Source organism: Shewanella chilikensis (assembly GCF_037953065.1).
GTDB classification, from domain to species: domain Bacteria; phylum Pseudomonadota; class Gammaproteobacteria; order Enterobacterales; family Shewanellaceae; genus Shewanella; species Shewanella chilikensis.
On sequence record NZ_CP149966.1, the window covers coordinates 2,703,664 to 2,725,870 of the forward strand.

Genomic DNA, 22,207 nt, shown 5'->3' on the forward strand with positions numbered 1-22,207 from the left:
AAACGCATTAAGCCGGTACTTGGCGCCGACTAATTCCCCGCTTGAGAGGCATCTCTGTCCAAGCGGGCCTTGTTGTTTCATTTAGCGGCTACCAGGCAACCATGCATGGATTAAGGCGTTGCGCGGCGTGGTGGCCTGCTCGCAAAAGGCGCCGAGCTGCACCCGGTAACCGGCCTCCAACAGGAAACATACCCTATCGAGCAGCAGATACCGTTCAATAACCGGCCGAAACAGATGTGCCGCCAAGTCAATACGAGCGGTTAATCTGCGCCTTTGCTCCCCCAAGCGTTGATAGGCGGCAAAATCCACCGCCTCAGGCAATAGCACTCCCTTTTGCGCCGCGGCCCAAAGACAGAAGTCCTTGAAGCTGCCGGAAAGCTGACTCTGCCGCACCGCAGGCAGTGGCAGATAAGTGTCCTGAGCGCGCAGCTCACGCTGCAGACTATCGAATCCGAGCCGCCAACTGACCTCTTTGATCCTGTCGGCGCGCGCCTTTTGATTGGCAATAACACTGTGATTAAGCGGCAGTTGCAGCGCCGTCTTATCCAGTCGCAGCGCCTGCTCTTGGGCGCCTTGACTCAAGGGAGTGATATCGCCGGAGGGCAAGAGATGATAACAACACGGGGAAACCGAGACCACGGCAGTACCACTTGCAACCGCGCGGCGCAGCAGCGTCAGGTGCAGCTCGCCGCAGGCATGCAGCGCAATAGCATGCTGCTTGGGCTTGAGATAACAAGGCTCGGCGACAAAGGCATCGGCACAGACAAATTGCTGCGGCAAGTTACGTTTCTTTGCCGCTAGCTCGCCGGCTTCGCACAAAGATGCTTGCCACTCCAGGCTCAATACCGCCTTGCCGCTCAAGGCGCTGAGCAGGCGCCCGAGATGCCCTTTTCCGGCGCACCACTCCAATAAAGGAAAGGGGTTGTTATGGGTGGCTATGGTATTGGCAAAGCGGCTTATCTGCTGCCATTTTCGGCCCTTGATACCGGCACTGAGCCGGGCCTCGGTTGACGCGCAAAGCTTAGGTTGGCCATTATCCAGCTCAGGTGCCGGATAATCAAAGAGATGCCAGGCAAAGTGTCTCTTGTCCCACAGGGCCAATTCCTGCTCGCTCAAATCTGCAGCCAAGGCCGGCCAGAGCCTTGCCAACAACAATGACTGACTGGCATCCACAGTCTCGAGCGCATCGTCATCAATAGCCCAAAGCGCCGCGGCCAGCTTGGCAAAGCGCTGCTGCCAGGGAAGTTTGCGGTGCTCGAAACTCCTGACACTCCAAAGCGCGCGGCTTGAGAGCAACAACTGACTGAGCTGTCGAAGCTCTGCTTTCACCTCGGGCAAGCTGCAATCAACTGCCGTCAGCTGGGTTTCACCCCTGCCGGCCACTGGCTCGGCTTGCCGTGGGGAATTCTGTTGGCAGTCACACATTTTACTGGCCCGATTAACTTAAAAGGGTCGCATTATAGCCCCTGGTTGCCTTTGAGGAAAATAGCGCCACCCAAGCAGGAAACAGGGGGCAAAGCCTGCGAAAAAACTGGGGTTGAGTCTCCCTCTTGCTGGTAGCTTTACAGCCAAGGGAAAAACCAGCAGTAAAGACAAATTCACATAACAAATTGATTAAAAGTGGATTATTGCTTCAATAAACTATGTCTAAAGCCCGATTATCATCTTTCCTGGCGGCCTGGCAATGAAAGCTGCCGCCGCTGTTTTCAGGTATAAATTTGCTCAAAGCTGTTACCTTTGCACCTGCCGCAATAGACTGGTGCATTCAAGCTGACAAAACAATCGAACGAACTCAATCTAATGAAATGGTCGAGTGAGATTGGTCGAGCGAAATCAATCGCGCCAATTCACGGCGCTACACTCCGCCGCTGAACAGAATATTGATAAGAAGGATGTTGAATGATCCAATCTCCCTGCGTGGCGCGCTGCGGCCTCAATGAAGACGACTTTTGTATGGGTTGCCTGCGCCATATAGATGAAATCGTCAATTGGAGCCGTTGCCCGGATAAAGATAAACGCGCCATTATTGCCAAACTCCCGGAGCGAAAACGCGCCTTTTCGGGCATGGAAAACAGCGGCATTATCAGCAGAGCCAAATACCTTGAGGCAGAGGCCAGGCTTGGGCATAGCGACAAGAGCAAAACAAGCAAAAAAGAGTGATATAGCTTAAGCGTTCAAGGCAACCCAGCCTTCAATAAAGAAAAAGACCGCGATTGCGGTCTTTTGGGGATTTATAGGTCACTCAGACATTACTGCGCTGAGTCGGCAGAACCATTTCCGTTATGGGAATGATGAGTTTCAGTCAAACGACGCATCAGCGGCAATACCGCCAACGCGATAAAGGTACAAACCAGCGCCGCTATTCCCAACTTGTTGAACAAGCTGGTGTAGATAGGCAGAGTCTCAAGCGGATCTGTGATGTTCTTAGGCACACTGGCGAAGTTGGCCACCACACCACCCAGATACTGAGAGATGCCCGAGGCGACGAAGTAAGCCCCCATCATAAAGCCACCCATGCGCTCAGGTACGTAACGGGCAATCATAGCCAAGCCCAAACCACTTACCAGCAGCTCACCGAGTGAGTATGCACCATAACCCCAGATCATCACCCAGGAAGAGGTCTTGCCATCAACGGCGAACATACCGGCGAAGCTGTAGATGAAGAAACCCAGAGCCACTACGGCAAAGCCCAGTGCGAACTTGGCGGCGATGGAAATATCCTTGTTGTTACGTCCGGCAGAGGCATAAACCCAGGCCAGCACAGGGCTAAGCAACATGATCCAGATAGGGTTCAAGGCCTGGAACTGCGCCGGTGACCAAGTCCACAGATCGACACCAAAGGCCTGGAAGTTCCAATCGACGTTACGCAGGGCAAACAGCGCCAGCGAGGTAGACATCTGCTGGTAGAACACAAAGAAGAATACTGTTTGTACCGTCAGTACCAAGGCGGCTATCAAACCGGCCCGCTCACTGGTTTCACTGTTTTTAATCAGGTAGATAAAGATACCGAGTACGGCAGCACCTGCGGTGTAAACAAAGGCGCGGGCCACATCTTCATATTCAAGGATAAAGGCTGAAGCCACTACAGACAGGGCCGCCAGGCCGAGTACCGCAAACAGCTTATTCATTTCCACCGGACGGGTATCCGGCTCTGAGCCATAGTTGGCCAGAGTTTTACGCATCATGGCGTAGTTACCCAGTCCCACCAGCAGACCCACGCAGCAGACGGCAAAGGCCGCATGCCAACCGAACTCGTTGCCATAGTTGGCATTGACGTAATCTTTAATCCAGGGAGTCAACAACATGGAGAAGGTGGAACCTACGTTCACCGCCATGTAGTAAATGGTAAAGGCGCTGTCTATCTTGGAGTCGTCCCCTTCATAGATTTTACGCACCAGGTTACCGGCATTGGGCTTGAACAAACCGTTACCGACAACAATTACCCCCAGAGCCGAAAACAGGAACCAGGTGTTTTCGGTCGGCACTGTCATCAAGGCATAACCCAGAGACAGGATACCGGCACCGAGCAACATGGTGCGCTTGGTACCGAGAATTTTATCCCCGACCCAGCCACCAATCGCCGGCGACACATAAATCAATGCGGCACAGGCACTCCATACCAGGTTGGCGCGACTGTCCTCAAACCCTAGACGCTGTACCATGAAGTACACGATAAGCGCCTGCATACCGTAATAACCGAAACGTTCCCATAGCTCGATAAGTGACACAGTCATAAAAGAATGTGTCTTGCTTACCTTAGGAGACCCTAATGTCATTTTGCTTGCTTCCATCTTGATTTGAAATAATTGTCAGACGAGTATAAAACTGCAGGCCGCACAATCCAACGCAAACTCTGGGGCAAAACACACTTTGTCGCAATTCTCCTACTCAGCTCAAATCCCATTGATTACTTTTTAAACAAAACAGGATTATTCTAAAGAGTAAAGCGGAGCAAACCCAGCTGTCATAAGGCTTGCCATTAGTTAATGCGAATTCTTATCAGTATCAAAATCATCGATCAGCCAAGATTAGAATCGCTTTTATCGGCGCCTTTGATATAAAAAAACCGCCCTTTGATGGACGGTTTTTACATCGAATAGCTTAAGCTTTGACAAGAATGGCGGTCAGTCTTTGGCCGCCATTCTCGCCTTGAGATCAGCAAAAGGATTAAAGGTCGCCGGCGCCTGTTTGGCTTCACTGGTATCGCCGTACTGCACCAGTTCTTCAAACCTGGAGTGCTCGTTGTCATGGCAGTAGAGACACAACAGCTCCCAGTTGGAACCATCTGAAGGGTTGTTGTCGTGATTGTGATCTCTGTGATGGACTGTCAACTCACGCAAATTCTTGTGAGTAAACTCCCTGGCACAGCGGCCACAGACCCAGGGATAAAGCTTGAGCGCCTGCTCCCGATAGCCCTTTTCACGACTCGCCTGATACTCACGGGCCTGTGCCAGCACCCGATCCAATTTACTCTGTTCTGCCATCTTTCTTTTCCGGTGAACGGGCCCTTAAGGGCCCTCTACATATTCTGCGCTGGACAGATGCAGATAGTGCAGGTGTTTCTCATATTGAGTCACCACATCTGCCTGGATCTGCTCTTCCGTATAACCCATCACATCATAATACTGTCCGCCGTGTTCGAGGAAGACTTCAACCCGGAAGTAGTTATTTTGTGATTCATCATCACCCTCTTCCTGAGTTTGATGGGTCACAGGCAGAGTAAAGGCGCGGATCCGCAAACCATAGACAAAGGTCTGCACCTCTTCGTTTTCAATAACCAGTCTCACCCTGTCTTCATCGTACTGGAGATCGGCATTGATACCGCGGGACAAGAAGCCCTGAGAAACCTTGGACAGCGCTGGCGTTGCCACGTTGTCGACAAAGTGGCGTGCCTGCTCATAGGAGGGATGCGACACCAGCACATCTATCCTGTCTTCCCAGGACACGCTGGTTCTGGCGTACTGCACGCTGGTGGTATGCAGCTGCACGCTGTTGATTTTGAGCCAGTCATCCTGCAACGCCTTGAACAGGCCAAAGCAAATAAGCAGCATCACCAACAAGAACGGCATGGCACTGGCAATCGCTGCCGTTTGCAACGCCTGTAAGCCACCGGCGAGCAGCAGTACAGAAGCAACCACACCTTGCATCAGGGCCCAGAAAATCCGCTGCCATACAGGTGCACCGGCATCGCCGCCTGAAGTCAGGTTATCAATCACCAAAGAGCCTGAGTCCGACGAAGTCACAAAGAAAGTCACCACCAGACACACGGCGATAATGGACAGCAGATTAGAGAGCGGCAAATGCTCAAAGAAAGTAAACAGGGCGACCGACACATCGGTGGAAACCGCCGTTGCCAGATATTCGGCGCCATGATTCATGATGGCATCAATCGCCGAGTTACCGAAAACAGTCATCCACAGGAAGGTGAAACCACTGGGAACAAATAAAATCCCCACCAGAAACTCACGAATGGTACGGCCACGTGAGACCCGGGCGATAAAGGTACCGACAAAAGGTGACCAGGAGATCCACCAGCCCCAGTAAAGCAGAGTCCAACCACCGAGCCAGTCATTCTTCTGCTCATAGGCATAGAGATTAAAGGTCTTGCTCACCAGTTCACTCAAATAACTGCCTGTGTTTTGCACGAAAGACTGCAGCAGTGCGACCGTAGGCCCGAACAGCAGCACTATCATCATCAGCACAAAAGCCAACCCGAGGTTAAGCTCACTTAAGCGCTTTACGCCCTTATCCAGGCCGGAAAACACAGAGCCTGTGGCGATCAACGTGATACCTATGATCAGTGCTACCTGCACCCCGGTATTGATAGGGAATATATCACCCAACAGATAATTGAGCCCTGAGTTGACCTGCAATACCCCGAAACCCAAGGAGGTAGCGACACCAAACATAGTGCCAAGCACGGCAAAGGTGTCGACACAATGGCCTATAGGGCCATAAATACGTTCGCCAATCAAAGGGTAAAGTGCGCTTCGTGGCAGCAGTGGCAACTTATGCCGATAGCTGAAATAGGCCAGACTCAAGGCCACTACCGCATAGATGGCCCAAGCGTGAATGCCCCAGTGAAAGAAGGTGATCTTCATCGCCTCTTTGGCGGCTTCAACTGTATGGGGATCCGCATCCGGTGGCGCCAGATAATGCATCACAGGCTCACCGACCCCGAAGAACATCAAGCCTATGCCCATACCGGCAGAGAACAGCATGGCAATCCAGCTCTTGTAGCTGTAATCCGGCTCGGCATGATCCGGCCCAAGCTTGATATCACCGAAGCGACTCACCATCACAAAGATGATGAATACCAAAAAAATAGCCACCCCCATGATGTAGAGCCAACCCGCCTTCAGCTCCAGCCAAGATTGAGCTGACTTAAATAGCTCCTGCGCTTCATTCGGCCAGACGGCGCCGACAAACACCAGAATAGCGATACAGATCAGTGACGAAAAAAACACCGGAGGATTAATACTCGACTTAATCAAATTTTGCGCTCCTTTTTACGGATAATTAGCGCCGCCTGCGAGCAAGTTCCTAAATTATAGCGGAACTCAGCCAGGGACAACGCTTATCCAAAGCCACACCAAAAGCTTATAGAGTGTTTATGTGCAATATGTGACACCCTTCCGCGGACAAGCTCTCGGCTTGATTTAAATGGAAGAGATAGGGCCCGCCGGGATCAAAGTGTTGGCAGGACAGACAAGATTACCGTGGCATAGTGAATGGCAATCGACTCAGACACAAACTGCTACTTTTGGCAACAATCGGCGCCGATTATACACAAAAATGAATAAAATGGGGAGTTCATGGCAACTCCCGCTCAAAAAATCACCACCTTAGTCCTTGACGACCTTGGGTGTTTGCGAAATGCCCGCAGTCAGATTAAAGCGCATCGCCTCCTCGAATGACCAATCCACCATAATCAAATCCTCTCGCTTGACCAGGCTGGTGACTCCGGCCATCTGGTAAGAGAGTTGAAACAACACAGGCACCCAGTCCCCATCGGGCAAGGCATCGAGCAGCGGCTGAGGCGGCTTGTCTGTCATAATAAAGCCGACCACGAAACCACCGTTTGCCTGGCGCACCAATACCGTCTGCTGCGACTTGGGCTTGCTGCCATCACGGTTCATCAAAGAAGCGATATCACGAATGCTGCCATAGACGGACTTGAACAGGGGAAAGCGCATCAACTGCCGCTCAATCCAGCTCCAGAGCCAGACGATGGGGCTAACAGAAAACAGTAACCCGGCAATAAATACCAAGGCTGTGACCAGAATAAAACCGGCTCCGATGAACACAGTGTCCATGCCCAGCAGAGAGAAGAGTAACTTGCCCAGACTGTCGAGAGATTCAAACAGGGACCAGAACAGCCAGAGACTAAGCGCCATGGGCAGCAGATTAAGCAAGCCGCGGATCAGGGTTTGTTTCATTGAATTCCTCTTGATATTTAAGACTGTATAGGGCGCAGGACAGAGGCTCAAAGGAAGGTTTCTCGGTAGCCCCTTCCCCAACAGGCGCTCAACTCTGTATCCTGACAGAGACGCAAATCGATAGCAAAATGTTGTGCATTACCCCGAAAGGCCGCAGGGTCTCTCGGGCGCGATAAGGAGAATAACAGCATGCGCGTAACCCGACTGGACCACCTGGTGTTGACCGTCCGCAACATAGAGCAGAGTGTCGCCTTCTACCAAAAATTGGGCATGAAACGCCAAACCTTTGCCGATAACAGAACGGCGCTGCAATTTGGCGATCAGAAAATCAACCTGCACCAGCTTGGCCGCGAATACTACCCCAATGCCGCCAAAGCCCAAAGCGGTTCGGCGGACTTGTGTTTTATCACCTGTGGTTCACTCAAGGATACTATGGCACATCTCAGTGCCGTGGGTATCGACATCGAAGAGGGCCCCGTCGCCCGTACCGGCGCCACAGGCCCGATAGACTCAGTCTATATTCGCGATCCTGACGGCAACCTGATCGAGCTGGCAGAATATCGTGTTGACTAGGCTGGGCTTTGACGAGACTGCTTTGACTAAGTGCTCTGTTGACTAAGTGCTCTGTTGACTAAGTGCTCTGTTAACTAAGTGCTCTGTTGACTAAGTGCTCTATTGACCAAGTCCCCAGTTGACTAAGTCTCTGTTGACCAAGTATTCCGTTGACCAAGAGCTCCGTTGACCGGTCGGTGCAGCTAACCGAGCTGCACCGACCCAAACAGCGACAAAAAAGCCGCTTGAATGCAAGCGGCTTTCTCTAAGGCTCGCGGATAAGAGCTTACAGCTCTTTTTCCATCTCCTCGTAGGAGACATGGCGTACGTCTTTGCCTTTTACGTAGTAAATCACGTACTCACAGATATTCTTGCAGCGGTCCCCTACCCGCTCAACCGCGCGGGCAGCCCAGAGCACATCCAGCACACCGGGAATAGAGCGTGGATCTTCCATCATGTAAGTCATCAACTGGCGAATAATGCCTTCATATTCCTTGTCCAGCTTGGCGTCTTCCTTGTGCAGCTCCAGCGCCGAGTCGGCGTCCATCCGCGCCAACGCATCCAGGGTAGAATTCAACATGCGGGTGGCATGACGCCCCATGGACTCAATACTGACCAGCAGCGGCTGCTGATTATTGCTGCGCTTCTCCTGTGCCGCCTTGGCGATACGCACACAGGCATCGCCGATGCGTTCGAGATCGGCAATAGACTTGGAGATGGCTATCACCAGACGCAAGTCACTGGCCGCCGGCTGCCGCTTGGCAATGATGCGGGTGCATTCTTCATCTATCATCACCTCCATGCCGTTGACCTTGTGATCGCCTTCTATCACTTTCTGTGCCAATTCAGCATCCAGGCTGCCCAGAGCATCCAGCGCCTGTTCCAGCTGGCGCTCTACCATACCGCCCATGGCCAGTACCCGGTTGCGGATATCTTCCAGTTCGGCGCTGAACTGGCCTGAGATATGTTTATTCAGGTTCTTGTTTTCCATTTGCTTCCCCTTGCTCGGACGCAGCGTTTATCAACCGTAGCGGCCGGTAATATAATCTTCGGTCTTACTCTGTTTTGGCGTAGTAAAAATAGTGTTGGTATCCGAGTACTCGATCAGCTCGCCCATATACATAAAGGCGGTTTGGTCCGACACCCTGGCAGCCTGTTGCATGTTGTGGGTCACTATCACCACAGTGTACTTGGACTTGAGCTCAGAGATCAGCTCTTCGATGGTCAAGGTAGAGATAGGATCCAGTGCCGAAGTCGGCTCATCAAGCAGCAAGACTTCCGGCTCGATGGCAATCGCCCGGGCAATTACCAGACGCTGCTGCTGACCACCGGATAGTCCGAAGGCGTTGTCATGCAGTCTGTCTTTCACCTCATCCCAGATGGCGGCGCCGCGCAGTGAACGTTCACAGGCTTCATCCAGCTCACGGCGATTGTTCACGCCCTGCAGGCGCAGACCATAGACCACATTTTCATAAATGGACTTGGGGAAAGGATTGGGGCGCTGGAACACCATGCCCACATTGCGTCTCAGCGCCGCGACATCCACTTTCTTGTCGTAGATGTTTTGGCCATGGAGCAAGATCTCCCCGTCGATATAACAGTTATCCACCAAATCATTCATCCGGTTGATGCAGCGCAGCAAGGTGGACTTACCGCAACCACTGGGGCCGATGAAGGCGGTGACCTTCTTCTTGGGGATTTTCATGGAAACATCAAACAGCGCCTGCTTGTCACCATAGCGCAGATCCAGGTTACGGATCTCCAGCGCCGTCTCTTCGGCAGGCAGGTTCGCCAGATCCAGCGTCTCAGTATTCATTACCGATGAGTCTATCGAAATCATATTCTGTCCTATCACTTCAGGATAATCGTCAATTAGTGTTCAAGCGAGCGGTACTTTTCACGCAGATGATTGCGCACGCTGATAGCCGTCAGGTTGAGTGCCACGATCACAGATACCAGCAGGAACGAGGTGGCATAGACCAAAGGCCTGGCCGCTTCTACGTTGGGGCTCTGGAAACCGACATCATAAATATGGAACCCGAGGTGCATAAACTTACGCTCAAGATGCACGAAGGGGAAATTCATATCCACAGGCAAGGTAGGCGCCAACTTGACCACCCCCACCAGCATCAAGGGTGCCACTTCGCCGGCGGCGCGGGCAACAGCCAGAATAAGCCCTGTCATAATCGCCGGGCTGGCCATGGGGATAATAATCCGCCACAGGGTTTCGGCCTTGGTGGCCCCCAGTGCCAGGCTGCCCTGACGCACTGAGCTTGGAATACGTGACAAGCCTTCTTCGGTGGAAACTATCACCACAGGCAGGGTCAGAATCGCCAAAGTCAGTGCCGACCAGATAACCCCGGGAGAGCCAAAGGTGGGCGACGGCAACGCCTCTGGATAGAACAGCTGATCCAGCGAGCCCCCCAACATATAGACAAAGAAGCCCAGACCAAACACCCCGTACACAATCGAAGGCACACCGGCGAGGTTGATCACCGCGATACGTATCATCTTGGTGATCGGCCCTTTCTTGGCGTATTCGTGCAGATAGATGGCGGCCACCACACCGAATGGTGTCACTATCACGGCCATCAACAACACCATGAATACTGTGCCGAAAATCGCCGGAAACACCCCGCCCTCTGTGTTGGCTTCGCGGGGATCGTCACTGATAAAGCGTCCCAGACCAACAAACCAATGGCCAACCTTGTCGATAAAGCCCATGCGGTTGACATAGCTGACATCCAGCACCGAATCCAGGCTGAGGGTCACTTCTTCGCCGCGCATGTCGCGTACTATCACAGAGTCGCGCCCGGCTTGCTCACGCAGAGAAAACAGCTGCTTTTCCAACCCTTGATAATGCTGATCCAGTTGTTGACGCTTGGACTCAAGCTCGGCCTTGCGCTCAGGCGTCAGGGCATCGTCAAGCTCATAGCCACGCTCTTTAAGGCGCAGACGTTCGAGCTCATAGTTAACCGCGCCTATGTCCTGCTTCTGCAGTGTCATCGCCTGATCGGCCAGGTCCACTGCGCGCTCGATATGCTCCTCGAGTGAGTGCTGCACATCGCCGCCTAGCTCCAGCCGCTGGCCCTTCTCAATCACGGCCACAGGATAGCCGTAGAAGTTACCGTTCTTGGTACGCTCTATCATGGCCAAGCCTTCCGGGGTGGAGCGCGACAAAATATCTGTCTCCAGAATCCAGCGGAAATCCAGGCCGACAAACTCACGGTTACCCGTCTTGACCAGATAGCGGGTCACAAACTCACCCGGCTCTGAGTTGAAGTGGTAACCGGCGGATTTCAACCGCTCGGTCGGCACTTCTTCTCTGTCGTACAGCTCACCTATCAGGGTGTAGCGCTGGCCTTTGTCATCCTGCATCTCCCACTGATAGATATCCGCGGGCCAGAAATAGCTCAGGCCACGCCAGGCGATGAGTAACAATAGCCCCAACACCGCAATCAAACTCAGGCTAACGGCGCCCCCTGTCATCCAGATCCAGGGAGAGCCTGATTTAAACCACTTACCCATTGCACAAACCCCTTAAGGTGATTGGCGAAACATCTAGTGTTCTATTCATAATTTATCTCCCGTTACAGTGAGCTGTAGCGGTCACGCAGACGCTGACGCACCACTTCGGCCACAGTGTTGAACAGGAAGGTAAAGATAAAGAGCACAAAGGCTGCGAGGAACAATACCCGGTAATGGGAGCTGCCGATGGCCGACTCCGGCATTTCCACCGCGATATTGGCCGCCAGGGTCCGCATCCCTTCAAACACGCTCCACTCCATGATGGCGGTGTTCCCCGTGGCCATGAGTACAATCATGGTTTCACCCACGGCGCGGCCAAGGCCCATCATGACTGCCGAGAATATCCCCGGGCTTGCGGTCAGCAGCACTACCCGGGTCAGGGTCTGCCAGGGGGTCGCTCCCAAAGCCAGGCTGCCGTTCGACAGATGACGCGGCACAGAGAAGATGGCGTCTTCAGCAATGGAGAATATGGTTGGAATGACGGCAAAGCCCATGGCAATCCCCACCACCAGCGCATTACGCTGATCGAAGGTGATCCCCAATTCATTGGTGATGAACTGGCGGGTGTCGCCGTGGAAGAAGGCCACTTCGATTGCCGGGCTGATGGCAAAAGAGAACCAACCGACAAAACAGATAACCGGGATCAGCATCAGTTCCTGATAGGTTTCAGGCAGTATCGCCTTAATGCGACCCGGCAGCTTGGACCAGGCATAGGCACTGGTCACTATGCTTATCGGCAACAACAGCAGCAAGGCCAGAATGCCGGGCAGATGCTCTTCAATCAGCGGCGCCAGCCAGAGACCGGCCAGGAAACCGAGGATCACTGTCGGCAGGGCTTCCATGATTTCAATGGTGGGTTTGACTATGCTGCGCACCTTGGGCGACATGAAATAGGCGGTATAGATGGCGCCGGCAATCGCCAGAGGAACGGCAAACAGCATGGCATAGAACGCCGCCTTGAGCGTACCGAATGCCAGCGGCATCAGGCTGAGCTTGGCTTCAAAATCATCCGAGCCGGAAGTCGACTGCCAGACAAACTGCGGCTCAGGGTAACCTTCATACCATACCTTGTTCCACAGGGCGCTCCAGGAAACTTCCGGGTGGTCGTTGTCAACCGCGTACAGATGCAGCTTGCTGCCATCCTCAATGATCAAGGCATTGGAGCGGGGACTGAAACCCATAACACCCGGCGCCTTGAAGTCGAACTTCTTGTCGAACAGCTCGCGCTCACTCGTGGTGTAAAGCAAAGACAGTTCACCCTCTGGGCTCACAGTGGCAAAGCTCTTGCGGTAGAACTCAGAGGCTATGGTGTCCACCTTACCCAAACCGCTAAACTCGCGGATCTCCTGATAGACACGGCCGCGGTCGCTGGCCACCTGAAAATACTGGGCCACCACACCGCTGTCGTAGCCTACCAGCAGTGAACTGGCGCCCGCCAGCAGGCTCAAACTGGTGACCTTGGCCTTGGCTTTCTCAACATCTATCACCTGTTGCAGCGATATTTCATCCGCATACTGAATCTTGTAGACAAAAATCTTGTTGCCGGACTGCAGCAGCAGTTGGCGCTGATCCGGGGTCATGAGTTGATGTTCAGTACGGGAAGGCGCATCCGGCAGTGGCATGGTTTGTGTGTTCCACTCCACTTCCTCGGTCATCATGTTCTCTTCGCCGACCATCTTGGTCAGTTGCCAGCGATTCTGGCTGTCTTGGTAGGCAAAGCTCATGCTCTCCGAGCTATAGCCGAAGGCGAGGTTCTTGAGTGGCGAGCCATCCTCGGCAACCGTCAGTGCCGACTCCCCCAGTGGATACTTAACCTTGGGAGTGATTAGGCGCTGGTTATTGGGATAGCTAACACCAAACTCGACCCCGGCCAACAAGAGTTGACCGTTATCCAGCCCGAGGGCAAACAACTGTTGGCTCGGCGCGCTGACAGCGCTGCTGACCACTTTGCTCGAATCTGGCACTGGCAGTTTCACCTGCTGGTGCTGTTGATTGCCTTTGACCCTGAAGAAATCCACCACGCCTTGGTCACCGACCCGATAGAGCAGTTCATTTTGCTCGTCACTGCCCACCATCAGCGTCTTGTCTGAACTGGCCGGCAGGCTCACCTCAGTAACAGGTTTAACACTGGCGCTATCAAACACCGGCTTAATCACGTAAAGCAGATAGAAAAAGATCAACAAAAGAGCGACGAACACCATGGTTCCGCCCACTGTTACCCCTATCTGCGCGGCCTTATCCTTGAAGGCTCTGCGGCCGGAGCCTTTGCTCACCAACAAATCTTTCGACGCAGAAGCAGGTTGAATGACCTGACTTTCCATTAAGAACCTCTATTATTAATAGCTGTTAGGCTTTTTACCGAATTAACCGTACGTTATTGCGTTTCGGCCAACCCGGGTAAGACCATCCCTTATCGAGTGGCTGGGATTATATGACGCAAAAATGACAATAGTGTTACATAGCTTTTTTTAACATTATTCAGGAGTCTGTCTACCATGCTTCGTTACCTTATCACACTGCAAGTCCCTGACAGAAAAGGATTGGTTGAGCAGATTGCCCATGCGGTCAGCCGCCACGGCGGCAATTGGCTCGACTCGGAATTACGTCATATAGACGGGATTTTTGCCGCTATTTTGCTGCTTGAGGTTCCCAGCGAACACTGGGATGACCTGCTCGATGCCCTGGAGTGCATAGATGGTATGGCGCTCACCAGTGCCAGGGCCGGCCAGCAGCAGAAATATATCAAACGCCTGAGTTTCAACCTGGTGGCCTACGACAGGCCCGGGCTGGTGCTGGACATTTCCAACAGGATCAATGCCCTGGGCATCAATATCGAGCAATTCAGCAGCAAGTTTGAAACCGCGGGCCATACCGGCATCGCCCTGTTTCGGGCCACCATCAGCCTGGGATTGACCGACCCTATGCAGGAGGAGCGCCTGACCGAATCCCTCTACAGCATAGGTGATGATCTGGTACTGGATAAGCTGAATCTGACCTGAGCCCGATACCGCAGCTACCCGACCTCTGACTCTTGAGTGCCTGCAAAAGCAGCAACCGATGTGCAATCGATAATTCCTGTTAGGAAAACTGATACACTGGCGAAAATCACAAGAACAGAGTTTTGTCGTTATGCTTGGAACACTGGATAAGATGGCCGTCGCCCTGGACGAGAACCATCTGGCACAATACACCCTCAGAGTGGCTGAACAGCGCCTGGCGTTGAACCCTTTGATAGGCAAGAGTTTAACCCTGAGTCACACGGGTAACATCTTCTGCTGCAACTGCGGTAAGAAGACCAAGAAGAGTTACTCCCAGGGCCACTGTTATGTCTGTATGCAGAAACTCGCCAGCTGCGATCTCTGCGTGATGAAACCGGAAACCTGCCACTATGATCAGGGAACCTGCCGCGAACCCGAATGGGGTGACACCCATTGCATGGTGCCCCACTATGTTTACCTGTCCAATACCTCGGGAATAAAGGTCGGCATTACCCGCCACACCCAGTTGCCCACCCGCTGGCTGGATCAGGGAGCCACCCAGGGGCTGCCGATATTCAAGGTCAGCAGCAGGCAGCTTTCCGGCCTTATCGAAGTCGAACTGGCCAAACTGATTGCCGACAAGACCAACTGGCAGGCGATGCTCAAGGGCAACAACAACGAGATAGATCTCAAGGCCAAGGCCGAAACGCTATTGCCGAGTATCGAAACCCGCTTGCACGAGCTGGCAATGAGCCGCGGTGATTACAAGATAGAGAGATTGACCGAGACAGAGACGCAAATTCACTACCCGGTCAGTGAGTTTCCCAAGAAGATCAAGTCCCATAACTTTGATAAAGAAGCCGTTGTCAGCGGCACTCTGATGGGCATCAAGGGGCAGTACCTGCTTTTCGATACCGGAGTAATCAATATCCGCAAATTTACCTCTTATGAAGTGGAAGTCAGCTACTGATTTTTTAATTTGAGCAAACAAACGGCGCCGCTGGAATGGGCGCCGTTTGATTGCTCAGTACCTTTGGTGCTTGCCAGTACCCCAGAGGCTGCCTATGATGGCCGCCAATAACGCCCTTACACAGATACAGAGCAGAATATGGCCACAGACTCCATGATGGGATCCCAGACTATCGCCGCCCAGACCCAGGCTTGGGTCAAGGAGGTGATCATGAAGTACAACATCTGCCCCTTCGCCAGGCGGGAAGTCGAGCGCGACTCGATTCGTTACACAGTTTGCGAAGAAAGCCGCATGGATACTGCCTTGCAGGCGTTGCTGGACGAGTGCCAATATCTGGATGAGCACCCACAAGCGGAAACCAGCCTGTTCATTCTGCCGAGGGGCTTTGAAGGTTTTCACCTCTATCTGGATCTGTTGGCCTTTGCCGAGCAGCTGTTATTCGAAGAAGGTTATGAAGGGGTTTACCAGTTGGCCAGCTTTCACCCCGACTATTGTTTCGAAGGGGAGGCCCAGGATGATGCCGCCAACTATACCAACAGAGCGCCCTATCCAACTCTGCACATCATACGTGAAGCCAGTATGGAACAGGCCCTGGCCGAATATGATGATCCTGAGTCGATTCCCGAGCGCAACATCGCCTTTGCCCGCCGCAAGGGCAGCGAATTCTTCGCCAAACTGCTGCAAAACTGCCTGAGCCGAAAATTATAAAAAAGCAAAAAGTGATTGAGAGATAGAAGAATATTGTTGCAATCGAGGCTTGTAGTTAGAAAATAAACCTATGCGACAGGCTAAACACCAACCTGGCATCGGCGTTATCCGAGTCCAGGCTGGTATCTTCACCTGCCAGCTCAATATCTATGCCGTGATATTGAGTCTGATAGGCGATGCGATAATGTTGATAGCCTCTGCTTCCCTGCCACTGCCACTTGTCTGTATCATCCGATGTGGAACGGTCAAAACTCAACCTCAGCCGGTGACCAGGCGCCAATTCAAAACTGTGGGCCAGCATCACTATGCTGTGGCCGGCACAGGTACCAAAGTAATCCCAGCTGTACCAGAGATTCAGCTCCGACTGACCGAATGGCGACTGATAACCCCACTTGGCATAAGCTTCTGGATAGTTGTAGTCATCGGAAAAGGATTCGCCGTGATAGCTGTAATAAGCTAGCCCAGCATCCAGGCTCAGGTTTTCATTGAACCGGTAGAAATAACCTGCGTAACCGTCAAGTTCCAACCAGGTATCATCAGCGCCACCGAAATCGACATTGGAAGCAAAACTGCCAAGATACCAACCATTTTCACTACTGTAATCCAAGCTGGCCTGTAACGCCGGGCCTTCATCTGTCTGACTGACCCCGTTGAAACTGTAATCCGATACCAGGGTCACGGTCGATGACCATTCGGCTTGGGCTGCAAATGTCAGTGTCAGCAGCGCAGCTAAACCGCTGCACTTGAGACAGTTTGCCATGGTGTTTAAACCCATCTGTGTTCCTCTTTTAGTTTTATAGATTGAAGTTTGCATCAGTCGGCTAGCTTTATTTTATTAAAATCTATGGTGTTTTCTTTGGGAGAGCCTTGGATCCGGCTCAAGGTTTTCAGCTTGGTCAACAGCATGTAACCGGCGCAGGTTAAGATAAGCCCGATGGCCAGAGCCCCTACCCATTGGATCTCCAGAAAATCCAGTTGGAACAGCAAAGTCAGCAGCACCATCACGGCGATATTACCAAGCAGATAGTTGCGTTTACCCAGCCTGGCAACCGTCAGTCCCAGATTATCTGTGTAGAGACGGATCAATGAGTCCAAAGAATTAATCACAAAGGTAATGCCCACCATGACCATGGCCAAGTTATAAAAGCCGGATGTTGAGATAGCCCGGGTGTCATAGAAATAGAGGACACTGAACCAAATAGCGACCGGAATGGAGGGGAAAACCATCATGGCCAACAGCAGTTGCCAGGTCTTGATCCCACCGACAAAACGCGAGGTAAACTGGCCTATCATTATGCTCCAGGCAAACCACCAGAACAGGTAAAAGGCGTGATAGTCATTGAGGGGCAATACAAAATGTTTGATATCGACAAAGTAATCACCCAATAACGAAAAGGTGGTAATAAAGTCGCCGACAGTGCCGTTCTCTCCTAAAAATGCACCGCTCCACATCAGGGCTATCAGCGCCACAAACAGCCAGGTACTGGCCAGGCTCAGCACCTTGACGTATTTAATGCTGGTACTGGAATAAACCGCGATGGCTATAACGGCAAACACTATCAGATAGAAGGCGCCTATGATGGACTCTCCATCGCCCATCTCCGGCAGATACCAGGGCAAGTTGCTGAGCAGCAGATAAGCGGTGAAGGCACAGGTGCCGATAATCACCATGTTGTTGATGAATTTTACCGGCTTGAGTTCAAAGAACTTCACTCTGGGCTCAATGACGCAAAAATAGAAACAGGTGACAAAGTAAAAACCCCAGATGAGAAAGGCCCAAAATCCAAACTCTATTGCCAATGGATTGGAAAAGGCGTATTCGGGGCTGCTGTTGGTATCTGTGTAAGTGCCGAATTCAGTCAGTGGGAACATGATCAAGCCAACATCCAGGCCTGAGGTAAACAAAATAGCGATAAAGGTGTTGATTCGCACCGGGGTGACACCTACGCAGGGGATGTTGCCCCACCGATACAGGATCACCCCTATCATAGCAAAGGTAAATAAGATCCCTGCTGAAAGCCAAAGCTCCATAATTTTTCCCTTTAATTTTGATTTAAATTATATTTTTCCAATTCCAGCCCCTGACTAATGGCGAATTTCGGCCAGCAAAAAGCCCTCGGCTTGGCTGCGCCGATTTCAGCATTGACAGGGGGTAAGGGGCCGACTGCAGACTGGCCCCTTGGATTTTAAGATCAGCTAGGCCGCTCGGGTGCGTGGCAGCGCTGCTGTGCTCGCCACTTGTCAGCCAGAACAACTGTGGCATCAGAGGCCGGTAACGCTTCACGGCCGCGGATAATATCGGCGGCCTTCTCTGCCAACATTATGGTAGGTGCATTGAGGTTGCCATTGGGAATGGTGGGGAATACGGAAGAGTCCACGACTCTCAGTCCTTCAATGCCATGCACCCGGTTTTGCGGGTCTACCACGGCCATGGGATCTGTACCCATCTTGCAGGAACAGGATGGATGATAAGCACTCTCTACCGAGCGACGAACAAAGGCATCTATCTGCTCATCGGTTTCCACTTCGGCACCAGGCTGGATCTCTTCTCCGCGATAACCATCGAACGCCGGCTGATGAATAATTTCCCGGGTCAGGCGCACACAGGCGCGAAAGCCTTCGATATCATCCTGGTGTTGCAAATAGTTAAAACGTATCTGCGGATGCCGGTGCGGATCGCTGCTCTGTACCCTGACCCATCCCCGGCTCTTGGGCTTATTGTGGCCGATATGCACCTGAAAACCATCGCCATCAAAGGCTTCCCGGCCGTCATAACGCATGGCGGCGGGCAGGAAGTGATACTGGAGATCCGGAGCGGCCAGGCCCGCCTTGGAGCGGATAAAACCGCAGGATTCAAAATGGTTGGTGGCACCGAGTCCTGTCTTGGTAAAGAACCAACGGCTGCCGATCAGGAACTTGTTCCACCAATCCAGTTTGCGGTTGAGGGAAACTGGCTGGGTGCAACGGAACTGAAAATAGAACTCCAGATGATCCTGAAGATTCTCCCCCACCCCGGGCAAGGCATGCTCCAGCTCAATACCGGCTTCTTTAAGGACTTCGGGCGCACCTATACCGGAAAGCTGCAGCAGATGGGGGGAGCCCACAGGACCTGCTGAAAGGATCACTTCACCGCCCATGCCAACCATGGCCTGCTGCAACTTGCCGCCGCATTCATAGCGCACCCCGGTTGCCACCTTGTCCTGCAGCAATACCTTGTGCACCAAGGCGCCGGTCACCACTTTCAAATTATCCCGTGTCATAGCCGGACGCAGATAGGCATTGGCCGTAGACCAGCGCACACCATTTTTCACCGTCATATGCATGGCGCCAAAGCCTTCCTGCTGGGCACCGTTGTAATCAGCTGTGGCCAGGTACCCGGCTTGCACACCGGCATCAACAAAGGCCTTATACAGGGGGTTAGCCATGCGGTTGCCGTTATTGACCCCCAAGGGCCCACTATCGCCTCGATACTTGTCACCGCCAAAGGCCCAGGTCTCGGCCTTTTTGAAATAGGGCAAGCAATCGGCGTAACTCCAGCCCTCGGCGCCACTGGCCTGCCACTCATCAAAGTCATGGGCGTGACCGCGAACGTAGACCATGCCGTTGATGGATGACGAACCGCCGAGCACCTTGCCCCTAGGACAATGCATGCGCCGGTTGTCCAGACCCGGTTCAGGCTCGGTTTCGAACTGCCAGGCATACTTTTGGGTATTCATGGGAATGGACAACGCCGTCGGCATCTGAATAAAGATGCTGCGATCGCTGCCGCCGGTTTCCAGCAACAAGACCCGTTTGTTTTTATCTTCGCTCAGGCGGTTGGCCAGCACGCACCCTGCGCTACCGGCACCGACAATGATGTAATCAAAATTCTGGTTCATAACGGCTCCTTAAAATGGACTTTCCAGGGGCTGCATGCCGACATAAACCGATTTGGTCTGGGTATAAGCCTTGAGGGTTTCACTGCCGTTCTCCCGGCCGACTCCCGAAAGCTTGTAGCCACCGACGGGCATCTCCGAGGGTGAGGCGCCATAGGCATTGATCCAGCAGATCCCGGCCTGAAGCCTATGAATCACCCTGTGGGCGCGGCGAATATCACGACTAAATACCGCAGCAGCCAGACCAAGGGCCGTATCGTTGGCGCGGCGGATCACTTCCTCTTCATCGTCGAAAATCAGTACAGACATCACGGGGCCGAAGATCTCTTCCCGGCAAATACGCATCTTGTCATCACAGTCGACAAATACGGTCGGCTCAACAAAGAAACCTTCGGGGGCCGAGTCCGGCGTTAAAGGCTTGCCACCGCAAAGAAGCCTCGCCCCCTCGGCCTGTCCAAGGGCGATATACTCGAGCACCTTGTCTCTGTGCGCGCTGGATATCAGGGCGCCGAAATTGGTGTCCGGCGCCATGGGGTCGCCGGCCTTGATATTAGCCATCCTTTGCTGCAAACGTTCGATAAAGGCCGGGTAAAGACTGCGGGCGACATAGACCCGGGTACCATTGGTACAAACCTCCCCTTGGGTATAAAAGTTGCCCAGCATGGCGGCGCTGACGGCATCTTCCAGCTCGGCGTCTTCAAAGATGATCAGCGGGGACTTGCCCCCCAGTTCCATGGTGACATCCTTGAGACTGGAGGCCGCTGCCGCCATCACCTTCTTGCCTGTGCCCACTTCGCCGGTAAATGACACCTTGGCGATATCCTCGCTGTGAGTCAGCCATTGACCTACTTCGGCCGCGCCCTGCACCACATTAAACACCCCGGCGGGCACACCCGCTTCGATAAAGATTTCCGCCAGCTTCAGAGCGCCGAGCGGGGTCTCCTCAGACGGCTTGAAGATCATCGCGTTACCGGCGGCCAACGCCGGCGCCGACTTCCAACAGGCTATCTGCAAAGGATAATTCCAGGCGCCGATACCGGCGCAAATCCCCAGAGGTTCACGGCGGGTATAGAAGAAATCATCACCAACACTTTGCTGACAGCCTTCCAGGCCCACCACGATACCGGCGAAGTATTCTATGGCATCGGCCCCTGTGACCACGTCCACCACAGACGCCTCTTGCCAGGGTTTCCCCGTATCCAGCACTTCAATTTTGGCCAGATCATCGTTGCGTTGGCGCAGCAGGGCCACAGCCTTCAACAGCACCCGGCTACGCGCCATGGCGCTCATGGCTGACCATGCGGCAAATCCGCGTTTGGCACTGGCAATGGCCGCCTGTTTGATGGCCTCATCGGCCACTTCAACGTGGTATTGCACCTGGCCGGTGCCAGGGTTAATCACCTCAAAGGATTCACCCGAGGCGTTGGCCATATAATGACCGTCAATAAAATTCTGATAAACAGGCTGTGTCATCAATGTACTCCGTGATAAGCCAGACTTTGGTCAATGAAATCGATACACCAGGATTCTGCGGCAGCGAACGACAACTCAGGCTCAGGACTGAGAGCACTGCGCAGCCAAAAACCGTCAATCATGGCAGCCACCTGCTCGGCACTCTTGAGCGCCTGGTCCCTGGGCAATAACTGTTTGAAAGAGAAGGCCAGGTTGCTCTTCAATCTGGCACTGTTGACCTGCTGTAACCTGGCAAGCCCGGGCTCGTGCATGGACTGAGCCCAGAAATTAAGCCAGGTACGGGTAGCCGCCCCCGAACGTTGAAACTCGGTGAAGTTGGCCGCCACTATGGCGTGCAGCCGTGCCTTGGGGGAAAGCTGCCGCTCTGCCGTTTGGGTCAGCAAAGCCAGCTTCAGTTGCTCAAGCAAATGCCGCAATGTCGCTTCAATCAGCTCCTGCTTGCCACCGAAATAATGGCTGATGATCCCCGACGACAACCCAGCCAAGCGGCTGATACTGTTGATGGTGGTATTGTGCAAACCATTGGCGGCCACCGAAGCCATAGTGGCATCTATCAGCTGCTGGCGGCGCACAGGTTTCATTCCAATCTTAGGCATATTTTTGTTAATTGACCGTTCAATTAAAAACAAGCCTAATGATTTGAACTGTAATTATCAACCTGACCAAAACCGAATTTTTAGATCA

19 protein-coding genes are annotated in these 22,207 nt (G+C 53.0%); 5 read left to right on the forward strand and 14 right to left on the reverse strand.

Going from position 1 to position 22,207, the window contains the following annotated elements; translation table 11 throughout:
- Nucleotides 1–81: 81 nt before the first annotated feature.
- Complete coding sequence (locus WKR14_RS12350; RefSeq protein WP_339086333.1) at nucleotides 82–1,329, reverse strand: SAM-dependent methyltransferase; 1,248 nt, start codon at nucleotides 1,327–1,329, stop codon at nucleotides 82–84.
- Between the two features lie 570 nt (nucleotides 1,330–1,899).
- Between WKR14_RS12350 and WKR14_RS12355 the strand changes: the two genes are divergently transcribed.
- Complete coding sequence (locus tag WKR14_RS12355) at nucleotides 1,900–2,160, forward strand: DUF1289 domain-containing protein (RefSeq protein ID WP_263619455.1); 261 nt, start codon at nucleotides 1,900–1,902, stop codon at nucleotides 2,158–2,160.
- A gap of 89 nt (nucleotides 2,161–2,249) precedes the next feature.
- Here WKR14_RS12355 and WKR14_RS12360 read toward each other — a convergent pair whose 3' ends face one another.
- The 4 genes from WKR14_RS12360 to WKR14_RS12375 form a co-directional block, all read right to left on the reverse strand.
- Nucleotides 2,250–3,776, reverse strand: coding sequence for a peptide MFS transporter (locus WKR14_RS12360; protein ID WP_101055895.1), 1,527 nt, complete (start codon nucleotides 3,774–3,776; stop codon nucleotides 2,250–2,252).
- Between the two features lie 348 nt (nucleotides 3,777–4,124).
- Complete coding sequence (locus WKR14_RS12365) at nucleotides 4,125–4,484, reverse strand: YajD family HNH nuclease (protein ID WP_025009816.1); 360 nt, start codon at nucleotides 4,482–4,484, stop codon at nucleotides 4,125–4,127.
- Between the two features lie 24 nt (nucleotides 4,485–4,508).
- Complete coding sequence (locus WKR14_RS12370) at nucleotides 4,509–6,494, reverse strand: BCCT family transporter (RefSeq protein WP_101056430.1); 1,986 nt, start codon at nucleotides 6,492–6,494, stop codon at nucleotides 4,509–4,511.
- Nucleotides 6,495–6,845: 351 nt separating this feature from the next.
- Nucleotides 6,846–7,439 (reverse strand): DUF502 domain-containing protein, encoded by a 594-nt coding sequence (locus WKR14_RS12375; RefSeq protein ID WP_101056429.1) that lies wholly within the window; start codon nucleotides 7,437–7,439, stop codon nucleotides 6,846–6,848.
- A gap of 189 nt (nucleotides 7,440–7,628) precedes the next feature.
- Here WKR14_RS12375 and WKR14_RS12380 point away from each other — a divergent pair, with 189 nt between their 5' ends.
- Nucleotides 7,629–8,012 carry a VOC family protein gene (locus WKR14_RS12380; RefSeq protein WP_101056428.1) on the forward strand — a complete coding sequence of 128 codons (384 nt, stop codon included), beginning with the start codon at nucleotides 7,629–7,631 and terminating at the stop codon, nucleotides 8,010–8,012.
- Nucleotides 8,013–8,277: 265 nt separating this feature from the next.
- Here WKR14_RS12380 and phoU read toward each other — a convergent pair whose 3' ends face one another.
- The 4 genes from phoU to WKR14_RS12400 all read right to left on the reverse strand — a co-directional run bounded on the left by phoU (nucleotide 8,278) and on the right by WKR14_RS12400 (nucleotide 13,840).
- The gene (gene phoU / locus WKR14_RS12385; RefSeq protein WP_101056427.1) at nucleotides 8,278–8,982 is read right to left on the reverse strand and encodes a phosphate signaling complex protein PhoU; all 705 of its coding nucleotides are present in this window, start codon (nucleotides 8,980–8,982) and stop codon (nucleotides 8,278–8,280) included.
- Between the two features lie 30 nt (nucleotides 8,983–9,012).
- Nucleotides 9,013–9,831 carry a phosphate ABC transporter ATP-binding protein PstB gene (gene pstB / locus WKR14_RS12390; protein ID WP_101056426.1) on the reverse strand — a complete coding sequence of 273 codons (819 nt, stop codon included), beginning with the start codon at nucleotides 9,829–9,831 and terminating at the stop codon, nucleotides 9,013–9,015.
- 32 nt (nucleotides 9,832–9,863) lie between these two features.
- Entirely contained in the window at nucleotides 9,864–11,519 is a 1,656-nt protein-coding gene (pstA, locus tag WKR14_RS12395; protein WP_101059108.1) for a phosphate ABC transporter permease PstA, read from the reverse strand.
- Between the two features lie 62 nt (nucleotides 11,520–11,581).
- Nucleotides 11,582–13,840, reverse strand: a complete 2,259-nt coding sequence (locus WKR14_RS12400; RefSeq protein ID WP_224867332.1) for an ABC transporter permease subunit — start codon at nucleotides 13,838–13,840, stop codon at nucleotides 11,582–11,584.
- 174 nt (nucleotides 13,841–14,014) lie between these two features.
- Between WKR14_RS12400 and WKR14_RS12405 the strand changes: the two genes are divergently transcribed.
- From WKR14_RS12405 to WKR14_RS12415, 3 genes are all read left to right on the forward strand, one after another.
- Nucleotides 14,015–14,518 (forward strand): glycine cleavage system protein R, encoded by a 504-nt coding sequence (locus WKR14_RS12405; protein ID WP_025009810.1) that lies wholly within the window; start codon nucleotides 14,015–14,017, stop codon nucleotides 14,516–14,518.
- Nucleotides 14,519–14,648: 130 nt separating this feature from the next.
- The gene (locus tag WKR14_RS12410) at nucleotides 14,649–15,467 is read left to right on the forward strand and encodes a DUF2797 domain-containing protein (RefSeq protein ID WP_101096668.1); all 819 of its coding nucleotides are present in this window, start codon (nucleotides 14,649–14,651) and stop codon (nucleotides 15,465–15,467) included.
- A gap of 138 nt (nucleotides 15,468–15,605) precedes the next feature.
- The gene (locus WKR14_RS12415; RefSeq protein WP_115390582.1) at nucleotides 15,606–16,175 is read left to right on the forward strand and encodes a DUF1415 domain-containing protein; all 570 of its coding nucleotides are present in this window, start codon (nucleotides 15,606–15,608) and stop codon (nucleotides 16,173–16,175) included.
- A gap of 55 nt (nucleotides 16,176–16,230) precedes the next feature.
- On the opposite strand, the gene WKR14_RS12420 is transcribed toward WKR14_RS12415, so the two are convergent.
- The 5 genes from WKR14_RS12420 to betI form a co-directional block, all read right to left on the reverse strand.
- Nucleotides 16,231–16,935 (reverse strand): TorF family putative porin, encoded by a 705-nt coding sequence (locus WKR14_RS12420; protein ID WP_101056432.1) that lies wholly within the window; start codon nucleotides 16,933–16,935, stop codon nucleotides 16,231–16,233.
- Between the two features lie 53 nt (nucleotides 16,936–16,988).
- Entirely contained in the window at nucleotides 16,989–18,206 is a 1,218-nt protein-coding gene (locus WKR14_RS12425; protein WP_101056424.1) for a choline transporter, read from the reverse strand.
- A gap of 161 nt (nucleotides 18,207–18,367) precedes the next feature.
- Nucleotides 18,368–20,053 (reverse strand): choline dehydrogenase, encoded by a 1,686-nt coding sequence (gene betA / locus WKR14_RS12430; RefSeq protein ID WP_101056423.1) that lies wholly within the window; start codon nucleotides 20,051–20,053, stop codon nucleotides 18,368–18,370.
- 9 nt (nucleotides 20,054–20,062) lie between these two features.
- Nucleotides 20,063–21,523 (reverse strand): betaine-aldehyde dehydrogenase, encoded by a 1,461-nt coding sequence (gene betB, locus WKR14_RS12435; RefSeq protein ID WP_224867336.1) that lies wholly within the window; start codon nucleotides 21,521–21,523, stop codon nucleotides 20,063–20,065.
- Nucleotides 21,523–22,119, reverse strand: coding sequence for a transcriptional regulator BetI (gene betI, locus WKR14_RS12440; RefSeq protein WP_101056421.1), 597 nt, complete (start codon nucleotides 22,117–22,119; stop codon nucleotides 21,523–21,525). The genes betB and betI overlap by 1 nt, the downstream gene beginning before the upstream one ends.
- Between the last annotated feature and the right edge of the window lie 88 nt (nucleotides 22,120–22,207).